Consider the following 19,298-nt stretch of genomic DNA (forward strand, 5'->3'; position numbering starts at 1 on the left):
CTGTACGCTGGATGTCGCCATAATTTCCAAGCAGAAGGAGCTTCCCATGCAATACGTCACGCCTGATCTGTGCGATGCCTATCCCGAGCTGGTGCAGGTCGTAGAGCCGCTATTCAGCAACTTCGGTGGTCGCGATTCCTTCGGTGGAGAGATCGTGACCATCAAGTGTTTCGAGGACAATTCGCTGGTCAAGGACCAGGTCGACGTCAACGGGACGGGCAAGGTGCTGGTGGTCGACGGCGGCGGCTCGCTGCGTCGTGCGCTGCTGGGTGACATGCTTGCCGAGAAAGCCGCACGCAATGGTTGGGAAGGTCTGGTTATCTACGGCTGCGTTCGTGACGTCGATGTTCTTGCGCAGACCGAGCTTGGCGTTCAGGCCCTGGCCAGTCATCCCATGAAGACCGACAAGCGCGGCATTGGCGATCTCAATGTTCCTGTGACGTTTTGCGGTGTGACGTTCCGTCCCGGTGAATACGTATACGCCGATAACAACGGCATTATCGTGTCTCCTGAGCCGCTTTCCATGCCGGAGTGAACCGCCACTAACGGCTGTACCTGCCATAACTCCTGAGCCCGGCGATGCCGGGCTTTTCATGACCAGCGATGGAACGGATCGATGCGGGAAACCGAAAGCGAACAGCACGGGCTGATCCACGCCTTTGTTCTCGACGGCAACGGCGGGGCTCGCCAGATCGGCTATAGCGATTTGCCTGAGCTGCAGCTTGCGGCCAATGAGAGCATCTGGCTGCACTGGGATCGTGGCCAGCCCCAGGCGCAGGATTGGTTGCGCAGGCAAAGCGGGCTCAGTGGGTTCGCTTGCGATGTGCTGCTTGAGGAGAACACGCGCCCGCGCGTCTTGGCGCTGCCGCAGGAAGGGCTCTTGCTGTTCTTGCGGGGGGTGAATCTGAACCCCGATGCCGAGCCGGAAGACATGGTTTCCGTGCGCGTATTCGCCGATCAAAAGCGGGTCATTTCGCTTCGCCTTCGGCCGCTGCGCTCCACCGAAGTAGTGATTCGATTGCTGTCGGAAGGTAGGGGGCCGAAATCGACCTCTGAACTGCTGCTCTATCTGGCAGAGGCGATGACAGAGCGAGTCGATGATCTGGTCACTCAGCTGGCCGAGCGCATTGACGCCGTGGAGGAGCGGCTCGAGGGAGATGAGCAATACACCCTGGAACATGCTTCGATGCTTTCCTTGCGCCGGCAGGCCGCGAGCCTGCGGCGCTTCCTGCTGCCGCAGCGCGAGCTCTACGGCCAGATGACGCGTAATCAACCGAGCTGGTTTGCCGAGGATGACACTGAATACTGGAACGAGCTGAGTAACCGGCTCATCCGTTATCTGGAAGAACTCGAGATGGTCCGCGAGCGCGTGAATCTGGTGTTGGAGTCGGAGCATCGCAGGCTGAGCGAGCGGATGAACCGCACCATGTACCTGCTGGCTATAATTACCGGCTTTTTTCTACCGCTCAGCTTCCTGACTGGGCTGCTGGGGATCAATGTGGGTGGTATTCCCGGGGCCGAGTTTTCCTACGGGTTCGTCGTTGCCTGCCTGCTCATCGGCGGCGTTGCGCTGTTGCAATGGTGGATACTGCGCCGCCTGCGTTGGGTGTGAATGTGACTCCCACCTAACCGTAAGCCGTCTAGACCACATACTTTAGCGAGGTTTGCATGCGCGATCCCTTCGAAGAATCCCTGCGCGATCTGCTCAACAAGCCCTCGGTTCATGATGACGACGCTTGTCTGGGCCGTGTGTTGAAAACGGCCAACCGGCAGGTTGGTGCCGGTGACCTGTTTGCACTGATCGGTCACTGGCTGCAGGCCTTGATGATCGCAGTCAACAGCGGCTCAGGTCATGTCGCTCCGGTTTCTCGCCGAGAAACACCTAACTGTTCGTTCGATAAGGCTGATTGATCATGGAATTCGATCCCTGGACCCAGAGTCTGTTGTCGGCGATGAGCTCCCTTTGGGCTTCCGTCGCCGCGTTCATTCCCCGATTGTTCGGCGCATTGGTCGTCGTCCTGCTTGGTTTCGTCGTCGCAAAGCTCCTCGACACCCTGCTTTCCAAAGTGCTTGCCAAGGTGGGCCTGGACCGGCTGATGGCGGGTACCGGTCTGACCAAGCTGCTGGGGCGGGCGGGGATCCGCATTCCGGTTTCCGCGCTGATCGGCAAGGTCGTGTACTGGTTTGTGCTGCTCATTTTTCTGGTTTCAGCCGCTGAATCGCTGGGGCTTGAGCGAGTGTCGGCAACGCTGGATATGCTGGCCCTCTACGTACCTAAAGTCTTTGGCGCGGCACTGATTCTGCTCGCAGGCGTGCTCTTGGCGCAGTTGCTCAGCGGCCTGGTGCGTGGCGCTGCCGAGAGTGTCGGGCTGGACTATGCCAACGGCCTGGCGCGCATGGCGCAGGGGCTCGTGATCATCATCAGCATCTCCGTTGCGATCGGACAGCTCGAGGTAAAGACCGAACTCCTCAACTATGTCATCGCCATCGTGCTGATCACCGTCGGCTTGGCAGTTGCGCTTGCGTTTGGACTCGGCAGTCGCGAGCTGGTATCGCAGATACTGGCTGGCATCTATGTGCGTGAGCTTTACGAGGTAGGGCAGCGCGTGTGCCTGGCGGATATCGAAGGACAGATCGAGGAAATCGGAACGGTCAAAACATTGCTACTGACCGACGACGGCGAACTGACCTCTGTCGCTAACAGAGTACTGCTCGAACAACGCGTCGGCAGCCGTTAGCCTTGCGATTCTGGTAAAGTACGTCGCCTTTTTTCCGGTTTCCTTAATGGTGGCCGTGCCCCCGACTGCCGGCTCGAAGCGTCTTGACTAAAACCCCATCGTCCATATCGCGCTACGACCCTCGCCAGCTCACCGACGAAGAGCTGGTGCAGCATGCTCATGTCGAACTATTTCATATAACGCGTGCATATGAAGAGCTTATGCGGCGATATCAGCGCACACTGTTCAATGTATGTGCGCGTTACTTGGGGAACGAGCGGGACGCTGACGATGTATGTCAGGAAGTTATGCTCAAGGTTTTATATGGGCTGAAAAACTTCGAGGGCAAATCGAAATTCAAGACGTGGCTATATAGCATCACTTATAACGAATGCATTACTCAATATCGTAAGGAGCGCCGCAAACGGCGTTTGCTTGACGCACTCAGCCTCGACCCGCTTGAAGAGGCATCCGACGAGAAGGCGCCGAGAATCGAGGAGAAGACTGGGCTCGACCGGTGGCTCGTGCATGTGAATCCGATCGATCGAGAGATACTGGTGTTGCGTTTTGTTGCTGAACTTGAGTTTCAAGAAATCGCGGACATCATGCATATGGGTTTGAGTGCAACGAAGATGCGATACAAGCGTGCGCTCGATAAGCTGCGGGAAAAATTTTCCGATACTACTGAAACTTAATCCTGGAAACTTGTCTTATACCTTGCGAACAGCTTGGGCATACAGACAGCCGGTTTCCTTAGATTGTTCTGATTCTAACCACCAGATGGGGATTTACGGATGAAACTTAAAAACACCTTAGGCGTCGTTATCGGTTCGATGGTTGCCGCCACTTCTCTCAGCGCGCTGGCCCAAGGACAGGGCGCCGTAGAGGTGGAAGCGTTCGGTAAGCACTATTTCACCGATAGCTCGCGTGACGTGCAGCGTGACGGCGAGCTTTATGGCGCTGGCGCCAGCTACTTCCTTACCGACGATGTTTCCCTGGGCCTGTCCTACGGCGAATACCATGACCTGACCTCCAAGGATCCGGTCGGCGCCGATGGCAGCCACAAGAACATCAAGGGTAGCCTTACTTCGCTGGATGCTGCCTACCACTTCGGCGCGCCAGGCGTAGGCCTGCGTCCGTACGTCTCCGCTGGTGTGGCTCATCAGAGCATCGGCCAGGCGACTCGTGGCGGTCGTGACAGCAGCACCTTCGCTAATGTTGGTACCGGTCTCAAGTACTACTTCACCGAGAACTTCTTTGCCAAGGCCAGCGTCGACGGCATGTACAACATCGATGCAGACGAGGCTGAGTGGATGGCTGGTGTTGGTGTCGGTCTGAACTTCGGTGGTGGTGCTCGCGAGGTTGCAGCAGTCGAGCCGACTCCAGAGCCGGCTCCGGCTCCGATTGTCGACAACGAACCAGAGCCTGCTCCTGAGCTGGTCCGTGTCGAACTGGACGTCAAGTTCGATTTCGACAAGTCGCGCGTTCGTGAAGAAAGCTACAGCGACATCAAGAACCTCGCTGACTTCATGCAGCAGTACCCGCAGACCAACACCACTGTTGAAGGTCACACTGACTCCGTTGGTACTGACCAGTACAACCAGCGTCTGTCCGAGCGTCGTGCCGAAGCAGTGCGCAACGTTCTGGTCAACGAATACGGTGTTGAGGGTGGCCGCGTGAACTCCGCAGGTTACGGTGAGTCCCGTCCGGTTGCCGACAACGCCACTGAGGAAGGTCGTCAGATCAACCGTCGCGTTGAAGCAGAAGTGGAAGCTCAGGTTCAGTAGTCTGAGTTAACTACGCCTAGAAGAGCCCGGCTAGTCCGGGCTTTTCTTTGTCTGTGGGAAAAGACTATCTCTAGTGGCAATCCCTTTTTCCCGATGGCGTTTTTTCTGCGGCTGTGCTGCGCGGTGATGGCAGGTGTGGCCGGTGCGCATTGCTGTAGCAGCGTGCGTGTGCAGGCGTTGGTCGCCGCTCTGATTGGCGAAGGGGGCAGCGGCGATGGAGGCAATAAAAAACCCCGCCGAGGCGGGGTTTTTTTATTGCCTTACGGCGTCATCAGACTTCGACGACCTTGATCTTGGCCTTCTCCGCAGCGTCACGGAATTCGGCGATCTGGTCGAAAGACAGGTAGCGATAGATATCGGCAGCCATGCTGTCGATGTTCTTCGCGTATTCCATGTACTCCTCGACGGTCGGCAGCTTGCCGGTGATGGACGCTACTGCCGCCAGCTCTGCCGAAGCCAGGTAGACGTTAGTGGCGTCACCCAGACGATTCGGGAAGTTACGAGTGGAGGTAGAGACCACAGTGGAACCGGTTTGCACGCGAGCCTGGTTACCCATGCACAGCGAGCAGCCCGGCATTTCCATGCGCGCGCCAGCCTTGCCGTAGATGCCGTAATAGCCTTCCTCGGTCAGCTGATGAGCGTCCATCTTGGTCGGCGGAGCCAGCCACAGACGGGTCGGAATGCCACCCTTGACCTTGTCGAGCAGCTTGCCGGCAGCGCGGAAGTGGCCGATGTTGGTCATGCAGGAGCCGATGAAGACTTCGTCGATCTTCTCGCCAGCAACGGTGGACAGCAGGCGGGCATCGTCCGGGTCGTTCGGCGCGCAGAGCACGGGCTCTTTCACTTCGGCCAGGTCGATTTCGATCACCGCAGCGTATTCGGCGTCCTTATCTGCTTCCAGCAGCTTCGGATCGGCGACCCACGCTTCCATCGCTTGAGCGCGGCGCTCCAGGGTGCGGGCATCACCGTAACCTTCGCTGATCATCCAGCGCAGCATGGTGATGTTGGACTTCAGGTACTCGGCGATCGAGTCTTCCGGCAGCTTGATGGTGCAGCCGGCAGCCGAACGCTCGGCGGAGGCGTCGGACAGCTCGAATGCCTGCTCCACGGTCAGTTGGTTGAGACCTTCGATCTCGAGAATGCGACCGGAGAAGATGTTCTTCTTGCCCTTCTTCTCGACAGTCAGCAGACCCTGCTGGATGGCGTAGTAGGGGATGGCATGAACCAGGTCACGCAGGGTGATGCCGGGCTGCATCTGGCCCTTGAAACGCACCAGTACGGATTCCGGCATGTCCAGCGGCATGACGCCAGTGGCGGCGGCGAAGGCGACCAGGCCGGAGCCGGCCGGGAAGGAGATGCCGATCGGGAAGCGGGTGTGCGAGTCACCACCGGTACCAACGGTATCCGGCAGCAGCATGCGGTTCAGCCAGCTGTGGATAATGCCGTCGCCCGGACGCAGGGACACGCCGCTGCGGTTCATGATGAAGTCCGGCAGGGTGTGGTGGGTGTTGACGTCGATTGGCTTTGGATAGGCAGCTGTGTGGCAGAACGACTGCATGACCAGATCGGCGGAGAAGCCCAGGCAAGCCAGGTCTTTCAGCTCGTCGCGAGTCATCGGGCCAGTGGTGTCCTGGGAGCCGACGGTGGTCATCTTCGGTTCGCAGTAAGTGCCCGGACGAACGCCCTTGCCTTCCGGCAAGCCGCAGGCGCGACCGACCATCTTCTGCGCGAGGGTGAAACCTTTGCCACTGTCAGTCGGCGCTTCCGGCTTCTTGAACAGGGTGGACGGTGCCAGACCCAGTTCGGCGCGGGCCTTCTCGGTCAGGCCGCGGCCGATGATCAGCGGAATACGACCGCCAGCACGGACTTCGTCCAGCAGGACGTCGGTCTTCAGTTCGAAAGTGGTGACGACTTCATCGGTGCCGTGCTTGCAAACCTTGCCAGCGTATGGATAGACGTCGATCACGTCGCCCATGGCCAGGTTGCTGCAGTCGAATTCGATCGGCAGGGCACCGGCATCTTCCATGGTGTTGTAGAAGATCGGGGCGATCTTTGTGCCAAAGCAGAAGCCACCGGCGCGCTTGTTCGGCACGTTCGGGATGTCGTCACCGAAGAACCACAGCACGGAGTTGGTAGCCGACTTGCGCGAGGAGCCGGTACCGACCACGTCGCCGACATAAGCAACTGGGAAGCCCTTGGCTTTCAGTTCTTCCATCTGCTTGATTGGGCCGACCGAGCCCGGTACGTCCGGGTTGATGCCTTCACGGGCCATTTTCAGCATGGCCAGCGCGTGCAGCGGGATGTCAGGGCGCGACCAGGCGTCTGGGGCAGGCGACAGATCGTCGGTGTTGGTTTCGCCAGTGACCTTGAATACGGACAGGGAAACTTTTTCGGCAACTGCCGGGCGGTTGGTGAACCACTCGCCTTCGGCCCAGGACTGCATCACAGCCTTGGCATGCTCGTTACCGGCCTTGGCTTTTTCGGCCACGTCGTGGAAAGCGTCGAACATCAGCAGGGTGTGCTTCAGTTGCTCGGCGGCAACAGCGGCCAGTTCGGCGTTATCCAGCAGCTCGACCAGAGTGGCGATGTTGTAGCCGCCCTGCATGGTGCCCAGCAGTTCGACAGCGCGCTGCTTGCTCAGCAATGGCGAGGAGGTTTCACCTTTGGCCAGGGCGGACAGGAAGCCGGCCTTGACGTAGGCGGCTTCGTCGACGCCAGCGGGGACGCGGTTGGTGATCAGGTCAACGAGGAATTCTTCTTCGCCGGCTGGCGGATTCTTCAGCAGCTCAACCAGACCTGCGGTTTGCTCGGCGTTCAGCGGCTGGGGCACGACGCCCTGGGCGGCACGCTCTTCTACGTGTTTGCGATAGGCTTCAAGCACAGTTTTTACCCTCATCATTGGTCCCTTGGGTGTTTCGGGACGCGCATCCGGAAGCTGTTTTCAAAGTTTTACGCCGGGCGGGCGAGGCCGGATGGGCAGGGTGAAGATAAATCTGCGCATCCGGCACGCAGCCGGTTCAACTGTGCTCGTGACGCTTTGAAAACAGCTTCGTATGGAATGTGGCGCCAAAAACGGCGGGCCGATACTACTGGAAATGGCCCCAAAAGTTAAGTCGAGCGCCAGCGGCGGCCGCCGCCGAGGCTTCGTGAGCTTGCGTGAAAAGATTTCGCTCGGGCCCGCGGGGCCTGGGCTTGTGGCGGCGCAAGAGGGGGCCACGCTTTAAACAAGGATGACCCTGGTAGGACAAAAGTCTAAGATGTTCGGCCCGCCATCAACCTGCTTCGGTCATGTCCTCACAGCGCATCAAAACCCCTTGCATTGGTCTGTGCTCGACGGTGTACGGCGATATCGTCTGCCGTGGGTGCAAGCGATTCCATCATGAGGTGGTTAACTGGAACGCCTATGGCGAAGAGGAAAAGCGGGCGGTATGGCGGCGTCTGGAAATCCTCCTGGCGCAGGTCATGACGGCCAAACTCGAAGTGTTCGATGCTCAGCTGTTGCGCCAGCAGCTGGAGGCTCGGCAGATCCGCTTTGTAGTGGAGCAGTCTCCCTACTGCTGGGCCTATCAGTTGATCGCGCGCGGTGCGCGGCTGATTCAGCAGCTCGAAGCCTATGGCGTTGCTTTGCTACCCGAATTCCGTGATCGACCGCTGCCTGAACTGCGCGACGCGATCGATCAGGAGTTCTTCCTGCTTTCCGAGGCTCATTACGAGCGCTACATCGCGCCACGCTTTCTAGCGGAAGGTATCGACTTCAGGGTCTGATGAAGCCCGCGGGCCAGCGCTTTCGCTCGGAGCGGTCTGACTCAGTGGCGAACCAGGTCTTCGAGGTGATCGATGATGTCGTTGGGCTTGAGTACCAGGACATCGCTTTCCAGCGTGTCGAGCACCACCTCGGCAGTGTTACCCATCAGCGCGCCAGAGAATCCGGTCCTCGCCACCGTACCGATCACTGTGACGACGGCCTTGAGCTGGTGGCAAACGCGCGGAATCAGCGCATCGGCAGGGCCTTCCTCGACATGTAGCTGAGCGTCAGGAATCTGAAACTCTTCCTGGAACTGCTTGCAGGCATCTCTATACCGAGCTTCGATGGTTTCCTTGAGTTGGAACGCCGGGTCGGCGGCGGAAAGCATCGCAGAAGGATGCGCACTGATGACGTGCAGCTTGCCGTCGGCGAGGCTGGCGATCTCGTAGCCGTGATTGATGATGGTCGCGTGCAGCGTGCGGTGTTCCAGATCGGCGTTGCCGACGTCCACCGCGGCGAGAATGTTTCCACCTGTCCATGGCTTGTCAGTTTTCACCATCAGCACCGGGCTGGGGCAATAACGCAGCAGCTTCCAGTCCTCGGGAGTGAGCAGGGCGCGCTTGAGGGGGTTGTCCGGCACGTGCTGCTTGACCACCAACCCGCAACCTTCGGCCTGCTGCACGTTGATGATGGTCTGATGGATGCTCTCGTGCCACGCCTGCTGGGTGGACACCTGATGGCCCTCGCTAGCCAGCTGTTCGCTCAGTGCAGTCAGGTGGGCACCGTGGTCGTGCCTGGTATCGCACACCAGCAGGTGCAGGCGGGACTGGCTGACACTTGCGATCAGTCGCGCACGTTTGAGTGCCAGCTCTTGCGGCTGGTTCGGGTCAATTACCACGAGGATGCAGCGAATGGCTTGCATGATCGGCTCCATTTCCAGATTCAGGTTGGTCAACTATAGACAAGCCTGCGATGCCGGCCGTGATGTATATCAAGCAAGGCTGGCTGCTCCGCGCGGCATTCGCAATAATGCCCGTCCGGTGTCCGGCGGTGCCATTTAACTGTCGGCTTATTAAGTTCCTGAATATGCAAGGCTAGACATGCTTCCTGATCTCAACGAATTCCTCGGTTGTGCCACACCCGCCGCATGGGTGGATGCAGCGTTGCAGAATCAGGATGTGATGCTCATCGATCATGGAAACTGCGAGAAGAAGGCGGCAGGTGCGGCGTTCCAGTTGATGTTCCGCTACGTTGACAAACCGGACCTGCAGAACAAGATGTCGCGCCTCGCCCGTGAGGAGCTGCGTCATTTCGAGCAGGTACTGGCAATCATTCGCCGACGTGAGATCCAGCTGCGGAACGTTGGGTCGTCACGCTATGCAGCCGGCCTGCGTGAACTCGTACGCAATCATGAGCCATACCGACTGACTGATACGCTGGTGATCGGTGCCTTTATCGAGGCACGCTCCTGTGAGCGTTTCGCCATGTTGGTGCCGCATCTGGATGAGGAGCTGGGCAAGTTCTATCACGGGCTGCTCAAGTCGGAAGCGCGGCACTTTCAGGACTATCTCAAGCTGGCGTACCAATATGGCGATGCGGCCGATGTCGATGCGGCGATCATTCGGGTACGTGAACGCGAGCGCGAGCTCATCGAAAGCCCGGACGCCGAGTTTCGCTTCCACAGCGGCGTGCCGCTGGCGGCTTAGTTCAGATCGAACGGGGCTTGCTGAAAGCCGCTCTCGTCGACCTGTAACGCCCAGCCTTGCTGGTCCCAATCGCCGAGCACGATTCGCTGCGCCGGACGGCCGTCGACTTCCAGTTCATGTGTTGCGGGGCGATGGGTGTGGCCGTGGATCAGGGTCCGCACGCCATGCTCGGCGAGTACTCGAGGGATCAGCTCCGGGGTGACATCGATGATGTCCGAAGCCTTCATGCGCGTCTGGGCGCGACTTTCATTGCGCAGCTTGCGCGCGAGTTTTCGACGAGTGGATAACGGCAGATGGCGCAGGATGAACAGGCTGAGCGGATTGCGCAGCAAACGCCGTAGCCGCATGTAGCCTTCGTCGCGGGTGCACAGGCTGTCGCCATGCATCAGCAGGACGCGCTCACCGCCGAGCTCGACCACACTCGGGTCGCCCAGCAGCGTACAGCCCGCCGCGCGGCAGAAGCCCTTGCCCAGCATGAAGTCACGGTTGCCGTGCATCAGGTAAATGCGCGTACCGCGTTCGCTCAGGGCGCGTAACGCGTCGGCGATCGATTGCTGGAAGGGTGTTATGGCATCGTCGCCGATCCAGACCTCAAAAAAGTCGCCGAGTATGTACAGCGCTTCGGCCTGGCACGCGCGAGTGGCGAGAAAATGCAGAAACGCCCGGGTAATGTCCGGGCGTTCCTCTTCCAGGTGCAGATCGGAGATCAGCAGGATCACTCGCGATTACTCGACGATTTCCGCTTTCTCGATCACCACGTCTTCCACTGGAACGTCCTGGTGACCGGATTTCATGGTGGTCGCCACGGCCTTGATCTTCTCGACCACGTCCATGCCGTCGGTCACCTCGCCGAACACGGCGTAACCCCAGCCCTGAACGGTTGGCGCGCTGTGGTCGAGGAAGTCGTTGTCCTTCACGTTGATGAAGAACTGCGCGGAGGCAGAGTGCGGCTCCATGGTGCGGGCCATTGCCAGGGTACCGGTCTTGTTCGACAGGCCGTTGTTGGCCTCGTTCTTGATAGGGGCGCGAGTCGGCTTCTGCTTCATGCCAGACTCGAAACCGCCGCCCTGGATCATGAAGTTGCTGATCACGCGGTGGAAGATGGTGCCGTCGTAGTGACCGCTCTTCACATATTCCTTGAAGTTGGCAGTGGTTTCCGGTGCCTTGTCTTCGAACAGGTTGACGGTGATGACGCCGTAGTTGGTGTGCAGTTTGATCATCGGGGAGAGATTCCGTTTTCGTGGGGCTGGCCAAGTGCGGGACAGGCCGCTGCAAGGGTCGTCGTACCGAATGCCGTCAGGCGCTGATGGCAGTGCCGCCTTAGGCGCATTGCTCTGTCAGGGGGTTGACGGGTCCGCTATGATAAGCGCTTTGGTGCGACACGTGTGCACGTGTCGCGCTTGGTTTGGTTAACTGCACCATGGCTCCAAACCCTTTGTTTCAAGGGGTTAATGCTTAAAACAGCAGCTAATGTACCCGGCTCAGCCTGGTAATCCTACGCTTCGGACGCTCTGCGTTTTTACGAGGCTAGGCAATGAATCTGCATCAATTCGCACCCAAAATGGGTCCGCAATGGGGTGTAGAAACCAGAAAGTTGCAATCTAGCCTAGCTCGATTGTTACAAATAATGTCTAACCCAGAGGGTGAATTCCGCCCTCTGGGCAGATTTCGTCCCTCACGTTGGGCATCGAGCCTTTATTACCGTCGTGAGACGTTGGGGGACGTTAAACCAAGCGCGGAGCGTCAAGCTCCGAATCGCATTGCTCAGCTCTGCTTGTTCAGGGAGTACCGAGCCTGGCGTGTACCCGCCAGTTCATTAGATCGGCATGCGTCAGGGGCCAACCCTGGGGTGTGAAGCCCGATTAACAATGTCTCGCTCGCAAGAGGGTGTTATCCGGTGACGGAGAACGCTTCGCGTCCGAATTGCACGGACGCGACGAAGCTAATGACCTAACCCGCATGGCTAACGCATGTGAATCGTCGCCAGAACCCTCGTAACTATCGACGGGCCTACGGCAATTATTGGCCTCAGCCAAAAACGGCATAGCAGTTGGCATCACAGTCAAAGCTTGTGATGCGGTACCACACAACTGTCGGGGGATAGACGAAGCCTAAACGGGGAATAGATGCGACTCGGGGAACGTGGCAATCCCGACCACTCGCCTGGTCAGCAACATCGGTCAGGCAGGCAAACCGCAAGGGGCGCTGATGGGTGTGGGGAATGGGAGGATGCAAAAAGCGAAGGGCTGCCTGTAATGGGTGGCATACCGGTTGAAACATCACCGGCAGGGGCAACCCTGGCTGACGTGCATCTGGTTTACGAGCGCAAATAGCCGCTGATTCCAGCGATAACAAACGACCCTATGGGCGACTACTGCCCATAGGGGAGTAGTCCGTCCTGAAAGTCGTGATCTCAGGAGGACAGTATGAAAACGCAACCAGCAGCACCGGTCGCGTCTGCGTCCTTCGACGGGATGACGAACTGGCACGATCTTGATTGGGCCAGGATTCAACAAACCGTTCGGAAAACGCAGCTAAAGATTGCGCAGGCAACTGGGGAAGGCGACTGGCGCAGGGTTAAACGCCTGCAACGACTGCTGACCCACTCGTTCTATGGCCGCTGTCTGGCTGTAAGGCGAGTCACGGAGAACCGGGGTCGCAAGACGCCGGGTGTCGATGGAGAAACCTGGGGAACGCCTCAGGCCAAGCTCCAGGCCGTGGGACGTCTGTCGAAAAAGCGAGGCTATCGGCCCAAGCCGCTACGGCGGGTATGGATACCGAAGGCCGGCAAGCCAGAGAAACGCCCACTGGGTATCCCGACGATGTTGGATCGGGCCATGCAGGCGCTGTATCTGCAAGCGTTGGAACCTGTAATCGAAAGCACCAGCGATCTGAAATCCTATGGATTTCGCCCGGATCGTTCGACTGCTGACGCAATGGTCGAGCTTTTCCACCTGCTGTCGCCACAAACGGCGCCGGTCTGGATTCTGGAAGGCGACATCAAAGGTTTCTTCGACAACATTAACCATGAATGGCTGTGCCGGAATGTTCCGATGGACAGGACGGTGCTGCGCAAGTGGTTGAAGGCCGGGGTTATCGACCGGCGACAACTCATGGCTACGGAGGCCGGGACGCCGCAGGGAGGAATTATCTCGCCCTGTCTGGCAAACGCCACCTTGAATGGCTTGGAAACCCAACTGAAGCGCCATCTGGTGCAGCAAATGGGAAAAACAAAAGCTCAGCAAGCCAAGGTGTATGTGGTGCGCTATGCGGATGACTTCGTCGTGACGGCAGCCTCGAAAGAGCTGCTGGAGGACGAGGTCAAACCCTGGGTAGAGCAATTCCTGTCGGTACGAGGAGTTGCACTGTCACAGGCGAAAACGCAGATCACGCACATCAATCAAGGCTTCGATTTTCTAGGGTGGAATTTCAGGAAGTACGTGCCGAAATCGCCGTATAGGAACGCCAAGCTGCTGATCAAACCCTCGAAGAAGAACGCCTCGGCGTTCTATCGGAAAGTGCGAGAGATCATCAAAAACAGCGGGGCACTGACGCAGGATGCGCTGATCGGCCAGCTGAACCCGGTACTGAAGGGGTGGGCGCAATACCACTCCCCGGTCGTGGCAAAACAGACCTTCAGCAAGCTGGATAGCTTGATTTTCTGGCGACTCTGGAGGTGGGCGAAGCGTAGGCACTCGAAGAAGTCGGCTGACTGGATCAGGAATAAATACTTCCGATCCATAGGCGGGCAGAACTGGGTGTTTGCGTATCCCTACAAAAATGGCAAGGGAGAAAGGCATTACCGACAGCTGTACAAGCTGGCGGAAACCGCAATCGTGCGTCACAAGCGTTTACCGGGTGAGTATCAGCCCTACGACGCGGCGCATGAGCTGAAGTGGGAGGCGTTGAGGGTCCAGCGGATGCAGCACAAGCTGCGTTATCAGGGGCAAATACTCAGTATCTTTCGCAGACAGAAGGGGGTTTGTGCCCTGTGCGGGCATGCGATCAGCAAGGAGACCGGTTGGCACGACCATCACGTCATCAGGCGTGTGGACGGCGGACCGGATACCTTGAGCAATCGCGTGCTGCTTCATCCCAACTGTCATGCGCTGGTGCATAGCCGGCGTGAAAAGGTAACTCTGCGATACGGTGGTCTGGAATGTTAAGATCACGCGACATTGTTGCCGGTCAGCCATCAGCTGACTTTTCGTAAACTTGAGCCGTATGCGGTGAAAGCCGCACGTACGGTTCTTAGGGGGGGACGGGCCAGTAATGGCCTGTCCCTACCCGACATTTGGTCGGCCTACCCTGAGCCGCACTCGCTGATCGTTAAGGACATCATGAGCAAGCCCGAGACTCCCGCCGCTAGCAACTTTCTCCGTCCGATCGTCCAGGCCGACCTGGACTCCGGCAAGCACGCCAAGATCGTCACCCGCTTCCCGCCTGAGCCCAATGGCTATCTGCATATCGGCCACGCCAAATCGATCTGCCTGAATTTCGGCCTGGCGAAGGAGTTCGGTGGCGAGTGCAACCTGCGCTTCGATGACACCAACCCGGCCAAGGAAGACCAGGAGTACATCGACGCCATCAAAAGTGATGTCGAATGGCTGGGCTTTCAGTGGGCGGGCGAGGAGCGCTATGCCTCCAACTATTTCGATCAGCTGCACGAGTGGGCCGTCCATCTGATCAAGGCGGGTAAGGCCTATGTTTGTGATCTGACGCCTGAGCAGGCCCGCGAGTATCGCGGAAGCCTGACCGAGCCGGGCAAGAACAGTCCGTTCCGTGAGCGCTCCGTAGAAGAAAACCTCGATCTGTTCGCGTGCATGAAAGCCGGCGAATTCCCGGATGGTGCCCGTGCACTGCGGGCGAAGATCGACATGGCTTCGCCCAACATGAACCTGCGCGACCCGATTCTCTATCGCATCCGCCATGCTCACCATCACCAGACCGGTGACAAGTGGTGCATCTACCCCAGCTACGATTTCACCCATGGTCAGTCGGATGCCATCGAAGGCATCACGCATTCGATCTGTACATTGGAATTCGAGGATCACCGGCCGCTGTACGAGTGGTTCCTGGCCAACTTGCCGGTGCCGGCGCAGCCGCGTCAGTACGAATTCGCTCGCCTCAACCTGAACTACACCATCACCAGCAAGCGCAAGCTCAAGCAGCTGGTCGATGAGAAGCACGTGAACGGCTGGGACGATCCGAGGATGTCGACGCTTTCGGGCTTTCGTCGTCGCGGTTACACCCCGGCGTCGATCCGCAATTTCTGCGACATGATCGGTGTGAATCGCGCCGGTGGCGTCGTCGACATCGGCATGCTGGAGTTCGCCATCCGCGAAGATCTTGATGCCAATGCAGCCCGTGCAATGTGCGTGCTCAAGCCGCTCAAGGTGGTGATTACCAACTACCCGGAAGGTCAGGTCGAGAACCTCGAGCTACCGCGCCATCCCAAGCAGGATATGGGCGTGCGGGTGCTGCCATTCAGCCGGGAACTCTACATCGACGCCGGCGACTTCGAGGAAGTCCCTCCGGCTGGGTTCAAACGCTTGATTCCGGGCGGCGAAGTGCGCCTGCGCGGCAGCTACGTCATCCGTGCCGATGAAGCCGTGAAGGATGATCAGGGCAATATCGTCGAGCTGCGCTGTTCCTATGACGAGAACACCCTCGGCAAGAATCCGGAGGGGCGCAAGGTCAAGGGCGTCATCCACTGGGTGCCGGCCGCCGAGAGCGTCGAGTGCGAGGTGCGTCTGTACGATCGCCTGTTCCGCTCGGCCAATCCGGAAAAGGACGAGGAGGGCGGTAGCTTCCTCGACAACATCAATCTGGAGTCGCTGGTTGTGCTCAAGGGGTGCCGTGCCGAGCCGTCGCTGGCCAGTGCCGAACCTGAAGAGCGGTTCCAGTTTGAACGCGAAGGCTATTTCTGCGCGGACATGAAGGACAGCAAGCCGGGCGCTCCCGTGTTCAACCGCACCGTCACGCTGCGTGACTCCTGGGGTCAATGATGGCGCTGTCGATCTACAACACGCTGACCAAGGCCAAGGAAGCGTTCCGCCCGCTGGAAGGCAACAAGGTGCGTATGTACGTCTGTGGCATGACGGTCTATGACTTCTGCCACATCGGTCATGCACGGGTGATGGTCGCGTTCGACGTGGTCACCCGTTGGCTGCGCCACCGCGGCTACGACGTGACCTACGTGCGTAACATCACCGACATCGACGACAAGATCATCCGCCGTGCCAGCGAGAACGGCGAGCCGTTCCAGGCGCTGGTCGAGAGAATGATCGCTGCCATGCACGAGGACGAGACCCGCCTCAACGTACTGCGTCCGGATATCGAGCCACGTGCGACTGACCATATCGCCGGCATGCACACGATGATCCAGACGCTCATCGACAAGGGCTTCGCCTATGCGCCGGGCAATGGTGATGTCTATTACCGGGTCGGCAAGTTCGTCGGTTACGGCAAGCTGTCGCGGCGCAAGATCGAGGACCTGAAGATCGGCGCGCGCATCGAGGTCGATGAGGCCAAGGAAGATCCACTGGATTTCGTGCTGTGGAAGGGCGCCAAGCCAGGTGAGCCGAGCTGGGATTCGCCCTGGGGTGCCGGTCGTCCGGGCTGGCATATCGAATGCTCGGTGATGTCGACCTGCTGCCTAGGCGAGACCTTCGACATTCATGGCGGTGGTCCGGATCTGGTGTTCCCGCACCACGAGAACGAGATCGCCCAAAGTGAAGCAGCCACTGGCAAGCAGTACGCCAATGCCTGGATGCATGCCGGCGCGGTGCGTGTCGATGGCGAGAAGATGTCCAAGAGCCTGGGCAACTTCTTCACCATTCGGGAAGTGCTGGAAAAGTACCATCCTGAGGTGGTGCGCTATCTGCTGGTTTCCAGCCACTATCGCAGCCCAATCAACTACTCCGAAGACAGCTTGCGCGAAGCCAAGGGCGCCCTGGAGCGCTTCTACAACGGCCTCAAGGGCCTGCCTGAGGCGACGCCGGGCGGCGGCGACGAGTTCATCGCGCGCTTCGGCGTGGCGATGGACGACGACTTCAACTCGCCGGAAGCCTGCGCGGTGCTGTTCGAGATGATCCGTGAGGTGAACCGTCTGCGTGAGTCAGATCTGGCCGCGGCTGCGGCGCTGGCTGCGCGCCTCAAGGAATTGGCTGGTGTATTGGGCGTGCTGCAGCTTGAGCCTGAAGCCTTCCTGCAGGCTGGTGCGGCGGGCAAGGTCGATGCCATCGAGGTCGAGGCGTTGATCGCTGCGCGCCTCACGGCTCGAGCTGAAAAGAACTGGGCCGAATCCGATCGTATCCGTGACCAGCTCACCGCGATGGGGGTGGTGCTGGAGGATGGCAAAGGCGGAACGACCTGGCGTCTTGCTGAATAGAAGGCACGGCGTAATCAAAAACGGCACCGAAAGGTGCCGTTTTTGTTTCACTCGCAGTAGTTATCGATGCAGATGTTCGGCGGCGTGCAGCGTATTTTCCAGCAGGCAGGCTCGGGTCATCGGACCTACTCCACCCGGAACCGGAGTGATCCAGGCGGCGCGTTCGCTGGCTGGTCCGAATTCAACGTCGCCCAGCAGGCGCCCGTCGGCCTGACGATTGATGCCCACATCGATGACGATCGCCCCAGGCTTGATCCACTCACCCTTTACCAGGCCGGTGATACCGGTCGCTACCACGACCAGATCAGCTCGGCGAACGTGCTCTACGAGGTTGCGGGTGAAGCGATGGGTCACGGTGGTGGTACAGCCAGCCAAGAGCAGTTCCAGCGCCATCGGGCGACCGACAATGTTGGATGCGCCCACGACGACCGCATCCAGACCGTGCAGATCGACACCGGTGCTCTCCAGCAGCGTGATGATCCCCTTTGGCGTGCAGGGGCGTAGCAGCGGCATGCGTTGCGCGAGACGACCGACGTTATAGGGATGGAAGCCGTCCACATCCTTGTCCGGACGGATGCGCTCGAGCAATTGCGAGGCATCGAGGTGCTTTGGCAGCGGCAGTTGCACAAGGATGCCGTCGATGGAGGTGTCGTCGTTGAGCTGATCGATCAGCGCAAGAAGATCTTCCTGGCGAGTATCGCTCGGCAGGTCATGGGCCACGGAATTGAAGCCCACCTCTTCGCAATCCTTGCGCTTGTGCGCCACGTAAACCTGGGAGGCTGGGTCGCTGCCCACCAGAATTACGGCGAGGCCGGGAGCGCGAAGCCCTTGGGCGCGGCGTTCGGCAACACGACCGGAGATCTGTTGGCGAATGTTGGCAGCAATCGTTTTACCGTCGATCAGTTTTGCGGTCATGACGCTTGGTTAACCATTGGAGAGGACTTGGAAAGGGCGCGTATTCTCGCATGTCGCAGCGATGTGGCAAAGGCGAAGCAGCTACCGGCACCTGTAACTCCTTTATCTAACTGAAATTTTTTTGAATTTGCTGTTGACGAGTGTTTGGAGCCTCTATAACATTCGCCCCGCTTGTCGAGCACAGCCTGCTGCTGGGTAAGATGGCTTTCGAAGAGGGTTACTTCTTCAATAGCCGGAGCTTCAAGTCTGCGCTCCGAACAGAATGCAGATAAAGCGCCCGTAGCTCAGCTGGATAGAGCATCCGCCTTCTAAGCGGATGGTCGCAGGTTCGAGTCCTGCCGGGTGCGCCATTTCGGGCTCTGGCACAAGCAAATGCAATATGGTGGGCGTAGCTCAGTTGGTAGAGCACAGGATTGTGGCTCCTGGTGTCGAGGGTTCGATCCCCTTCGTCCACCCCATATTCCAGAAAGCGCCAGGCATTGCCTGGCGTTTTCGTTTAAGCCCTGCTTGGCGGACGTGGTGAAATTGGTAGACACACCAGATTTAGGTTCTGGCGCCGCAAGGTGTGAGAGTTCGAGTCTCTCCGTCCGCACCATCTCATGATTTCGAAGCTTTGCAAGAAGAATCGAAAATCTCTGAAAGCCCCGTAACAGGGGCTTTTTTGTGTCTGCTGTTGTAACACGTGAGGCTACGCACGATGCCTTGCAGCGCAGACGGCGGAGGTTGATGGTACTGATCATCCTCGCCGCCACAGACGACTCAATCGATGCCATGCGGGGCGTTGTAGCTCAGGTGGTTCAGGCCAGTGGGCCTTCTTGCTTTCGCATTGCACTATGCCGTTGGTACCGAGCCTCAGGCGCCAGCGCTGGGCCGATGGAAAATGCTCACCGGGATTGGTGTGCAACAGCAGCAGGTTGTAGTCGTGCTGCTTCTCGATGGGGTGGGCTTGAACTGAACCTTTGCTGCCATCGCTGGCGGAATCATCTTCGTCGGCCGGGACAAACAATTTGTTGTGGCTCCCCCCGGTCATCGCGC

16 protein-coding genes, 3 tRNA genes and 1 pseudogene are annotated in these 19,298 nt (G+C 58.8%); 14 read left to right on the forward strand and 6 right to left on the reverse strand.

The annotated features are described in order from the left end of the window. The first annotated feature begins 46 nt into the window (after positions 1-46). From rraA to F753_RS29885, 6 genes are all read left to right on the forward strand, one after another. Positions 47-535: a ribonuclease E activity regulator RraA gene (gene rraA, locus F753_RS29865; protein ID WP_023444342.1), complete on the forward strand. Its 489-nt coding sequence runs from the start codon at positions 47-49 to the stop codon at positions 533-535. Positions 536-616: 81 nt separating this feature from the next. Next, the gene (locus F753_RS29870) at positions 617-1,612 is read left to right on the forward strand and encodes a zinc transporter ZntB (RefSeq protein ID WP_023444343.1); all 996 of its coding nucleotides are present in this window, start codon (positions 617-619) and stop codon (positions 1,610-1,612) included. A gap of 56 nt (positions 1,613-1,668) precedes the next feature. Continuing rightward, positions 1,669-1,911 (forward strand): hypothetical protein, encoded by a 243-nt coding sequence (locus tag F753_RS29875; protein ID WP_014820310.1) that lies wholly within the window; start codon positions 1,669-1,671, stop codon positions 1,909-1,911. Between the two features lie 2 nt (positions 1,912-1,913). Then, positions 1,914-2,738 (forward strand): mechanosensitive ion channel family protein, encoded by an 825-nt coding sequence (locus F753_RS29880; RefSeq protein ID WP_014820309.1) that lies wholly within the window; start codon positions 1,914-1,916, stop codon positions 2,736-2,738. Between the two features lie 83 nt (positions 2,739-2,821). Continuing rightward, on the forward strand, positions 2,822-3,412 hold the full coding sequence (sigX, locus tag F753_RS0124675; protein ID WP_014820308.1) for an RNA polymerase sigma factor SigX: 591 nt from the start codon (positions 2,822-2,824) through the stop codon (positions 3,410-3,412). 99 nt (positions 3,413-3,511) lie between these two features. Beyond that, on the forward strand, positions 3,512-4,504 hold the full coding sequence (locus F753_RS29885) for an OmpA family protein (protein WP_014820307.1): 993 nt from the start codon (positions 3,512-3,514) through the stop codon (positions 4,502-4,504). 271 nt (positions 4,505-4,775) lie between these two features. Here the strand turns inward: F753_RS29885 and acnB are convergent, their stop codons facing one another. Further along, complete coding sequence (gene acnB / locus F753_RS29890) at positions 4,776-7,385, reverse strand: bifunctional aconitate hydratase 2/2-methylisocitrate dehydratase (protein WP_014820306.1); 2,610 nt, start codon at positions 7,383-7,385, stop codon at positions 4,776-4,778. Between the two features lie 407 nt (positions 7,386-7,792). On the opposite strand from acnB, the gene F753_RS0124680 reads away from it, so the two are divergent. After that, positions 7,793-8,269 carry a DUF1289 domain-containing protein gene (locus F753_RS0124680; RefSeq protein WP_031297307.1) on the forward strand — a complete coding sequence of 159 codons (477 nt, stop codon included), beginning with the start codon at positions 7,793-7,795 and terminating at the stop codon, positions 8,267-8,269. A 41-nt stretch (positions 8,270-8,310) separates the two neighbouring features. Here F753_RS0124680 and F753_RS29895 read toward each other — a convergent pair whose 3' ends face one another. Next, on the reverse strand, positions 8,311-9,171 hold the full coding sequence (locus F753_RS29895) for a universal stress protein (RefSeq protein ID WP_014820304.1): 861 nt from the start codon (positions 9,169-9,171) through the stop codon (positions 8,311-8,313). A gap of 178 nt (positions 9,172-9,349) precedes the next feature. Between F753_RS29895 and F753_RS29900 the strand changes: the two genes are divergently transcribed. Then, positions 9,350-9,955: a MiaE family protein gene (locus F753_RS29900; protein ID WP_023444348.1), complete on the forward strand. Its 606-nt coding sequence runs from the start codon at positions 9,350-9,352 to the stop codon at positions 9,953-9,955. Here the strand turns inward: F753_RS29900 and lpxH are convergent. Together lpxH and F753_RS29910 are read right to left on the reverse strand one after the other, a co-directional pair. Further along, positions 9,952-10,674 carry a UDP-2,3-diacylglucosamine diphosphatase gene (gene lpxH / locus F753_RS29905; protein WP_023444349.1) on the reverse strand — a complete coding sequence of 241 codons (723 nt, stop codon included), beginning with the start codon at positions 10,672-10,674 and terminating at the stop codon, positions 9,952-9,954. The two genes, F753_RS29900 and lpxH, sit on opposite strands and share 4 nt — an antisense overlap. Before the next feature lie 6 nt (positions 10,675-10,680). Further along, complete coding sequence (locus tag F753_RS29910; protein ID WP_023444350.1) at positions 10,681-11,175, reverse strand: peptidylprolyl isomerase; 495 nt, start codon at positions 11,173-11,175, stop codon at positions 10,681-10,683. Positions 11,176-12,381: 1,206 nt separating this feature from the next. On the opposite strand from F753_RS29910, the gene ltrA reads away from it, so the two are divergent. From ltrA to cysS, 3 genes are all read left to right on the forward strand, one after another. Further along, positions 12,382-14,121: a group II intron reverse transcriptase/maturase gene (gene ltrA / locus F753_RS29915; RefSeq protein WP_023444351.1), complete on the forward strand. Its 1,740-nt coding sequence runs from the start codon at positions 12,382-12,384 to the stop codon at positions 14,119-14,121. A 174-nt stretch (positions 14,122-14,295) separates the two neighbouring features. Further along, the gene (locus F753_RS29920) at positions 14,296-15,963 is read left to right on the forward strand and encodes a glutamine--tRNA ligase/YqeY domain fusion protein (RefSeq protein WP_023444352.1); all 1,668 of its coding nucleotides are present in this window, start codon (positions 14,296-14,298) and stop codon (positions 15,961-15,963) included. Beyond that, positions 15,963-17,348, forward strand: a complete 1,386-nt coding sequence (cysS, locus tag F753_RS29925; protein ID WP_023444353.1) for a cysteine--tRNA ligase — start codon at positions 15,963-15,965, stop codon at positions 17,346-17,348. Before F753_RS29920 ends, cysS begins: the two co-directional genes overlap by 1 nt. A gap of 60 nt (positions 17,349-17,408) precedes the next feature. Here the strand turns inward: cysS and folD are convergent, their stop codons facing one another. Beyond that, positions 17,409-18,263 carry a bifunctional methylenetetrahydrofolate dehydrogenase/methenyltetrahydrofolate cyclohydrolase FolD gene (gene folD / locus F753_RS29930; protein WP_023444354.1) on the reverse strand — a complete coding sequence of 285 codons (855 nt, stop codon included), beginning with the start codon at positions 18,261-18,263 and terminating at the stop codon, positions 17,409-17,411. Positions 18,264-18,536: 273 nt separating this feature from the next. On the opposite strand from folD, the gene F753_RS29935 reads away from it, so the two are divergent. From F753_RS29935 to F753_RS29945, 3 genes are all read left to right on the forward strand, one after another. Continuing rightward, positions 18,537-18,613: transfer RNA gene (locus F753_RS29935), tRNA-Arg, on the forward strand. 32 nt (positions 18,614-18,645) lie between these two features. Further along, a tRNA-His gene (locus tag F753_RS29940) sits at positions 18,646-18,721 on the forward strand. Between the two features lie 52 nt (positions 18,722-18,773). Then, positions 18,774-18,858: transfer RNA gene (locus F753_RS29945), tRNA-Leu, on the forward strand. A gap of 141 nt (positions 18,859-18,999) precedes the next feature. On the opposite strand, the pseudogene F753_RS0124685 reads toward F753_RS29945, so the two are convergent. Continuing rightward, positions 19,000-19,298 (reverse strand): annotated as a pseudogene (locus F753_RS0124685) (hypothetical protein); the annotation flags it as partial.

Origin of the sequence: Stutzerimonas chloritidismutans AW-1 (genome assembly GCF_000495915.1) — a bacterium.
Taxonomy (GTDB): Bacteria; Pseudomonadota; Gammaproteobacteria; order Pseudomonadales; family Pseudomonadaceae; genus Stutzerimonas; species Stutzerimonas chloritidismutans.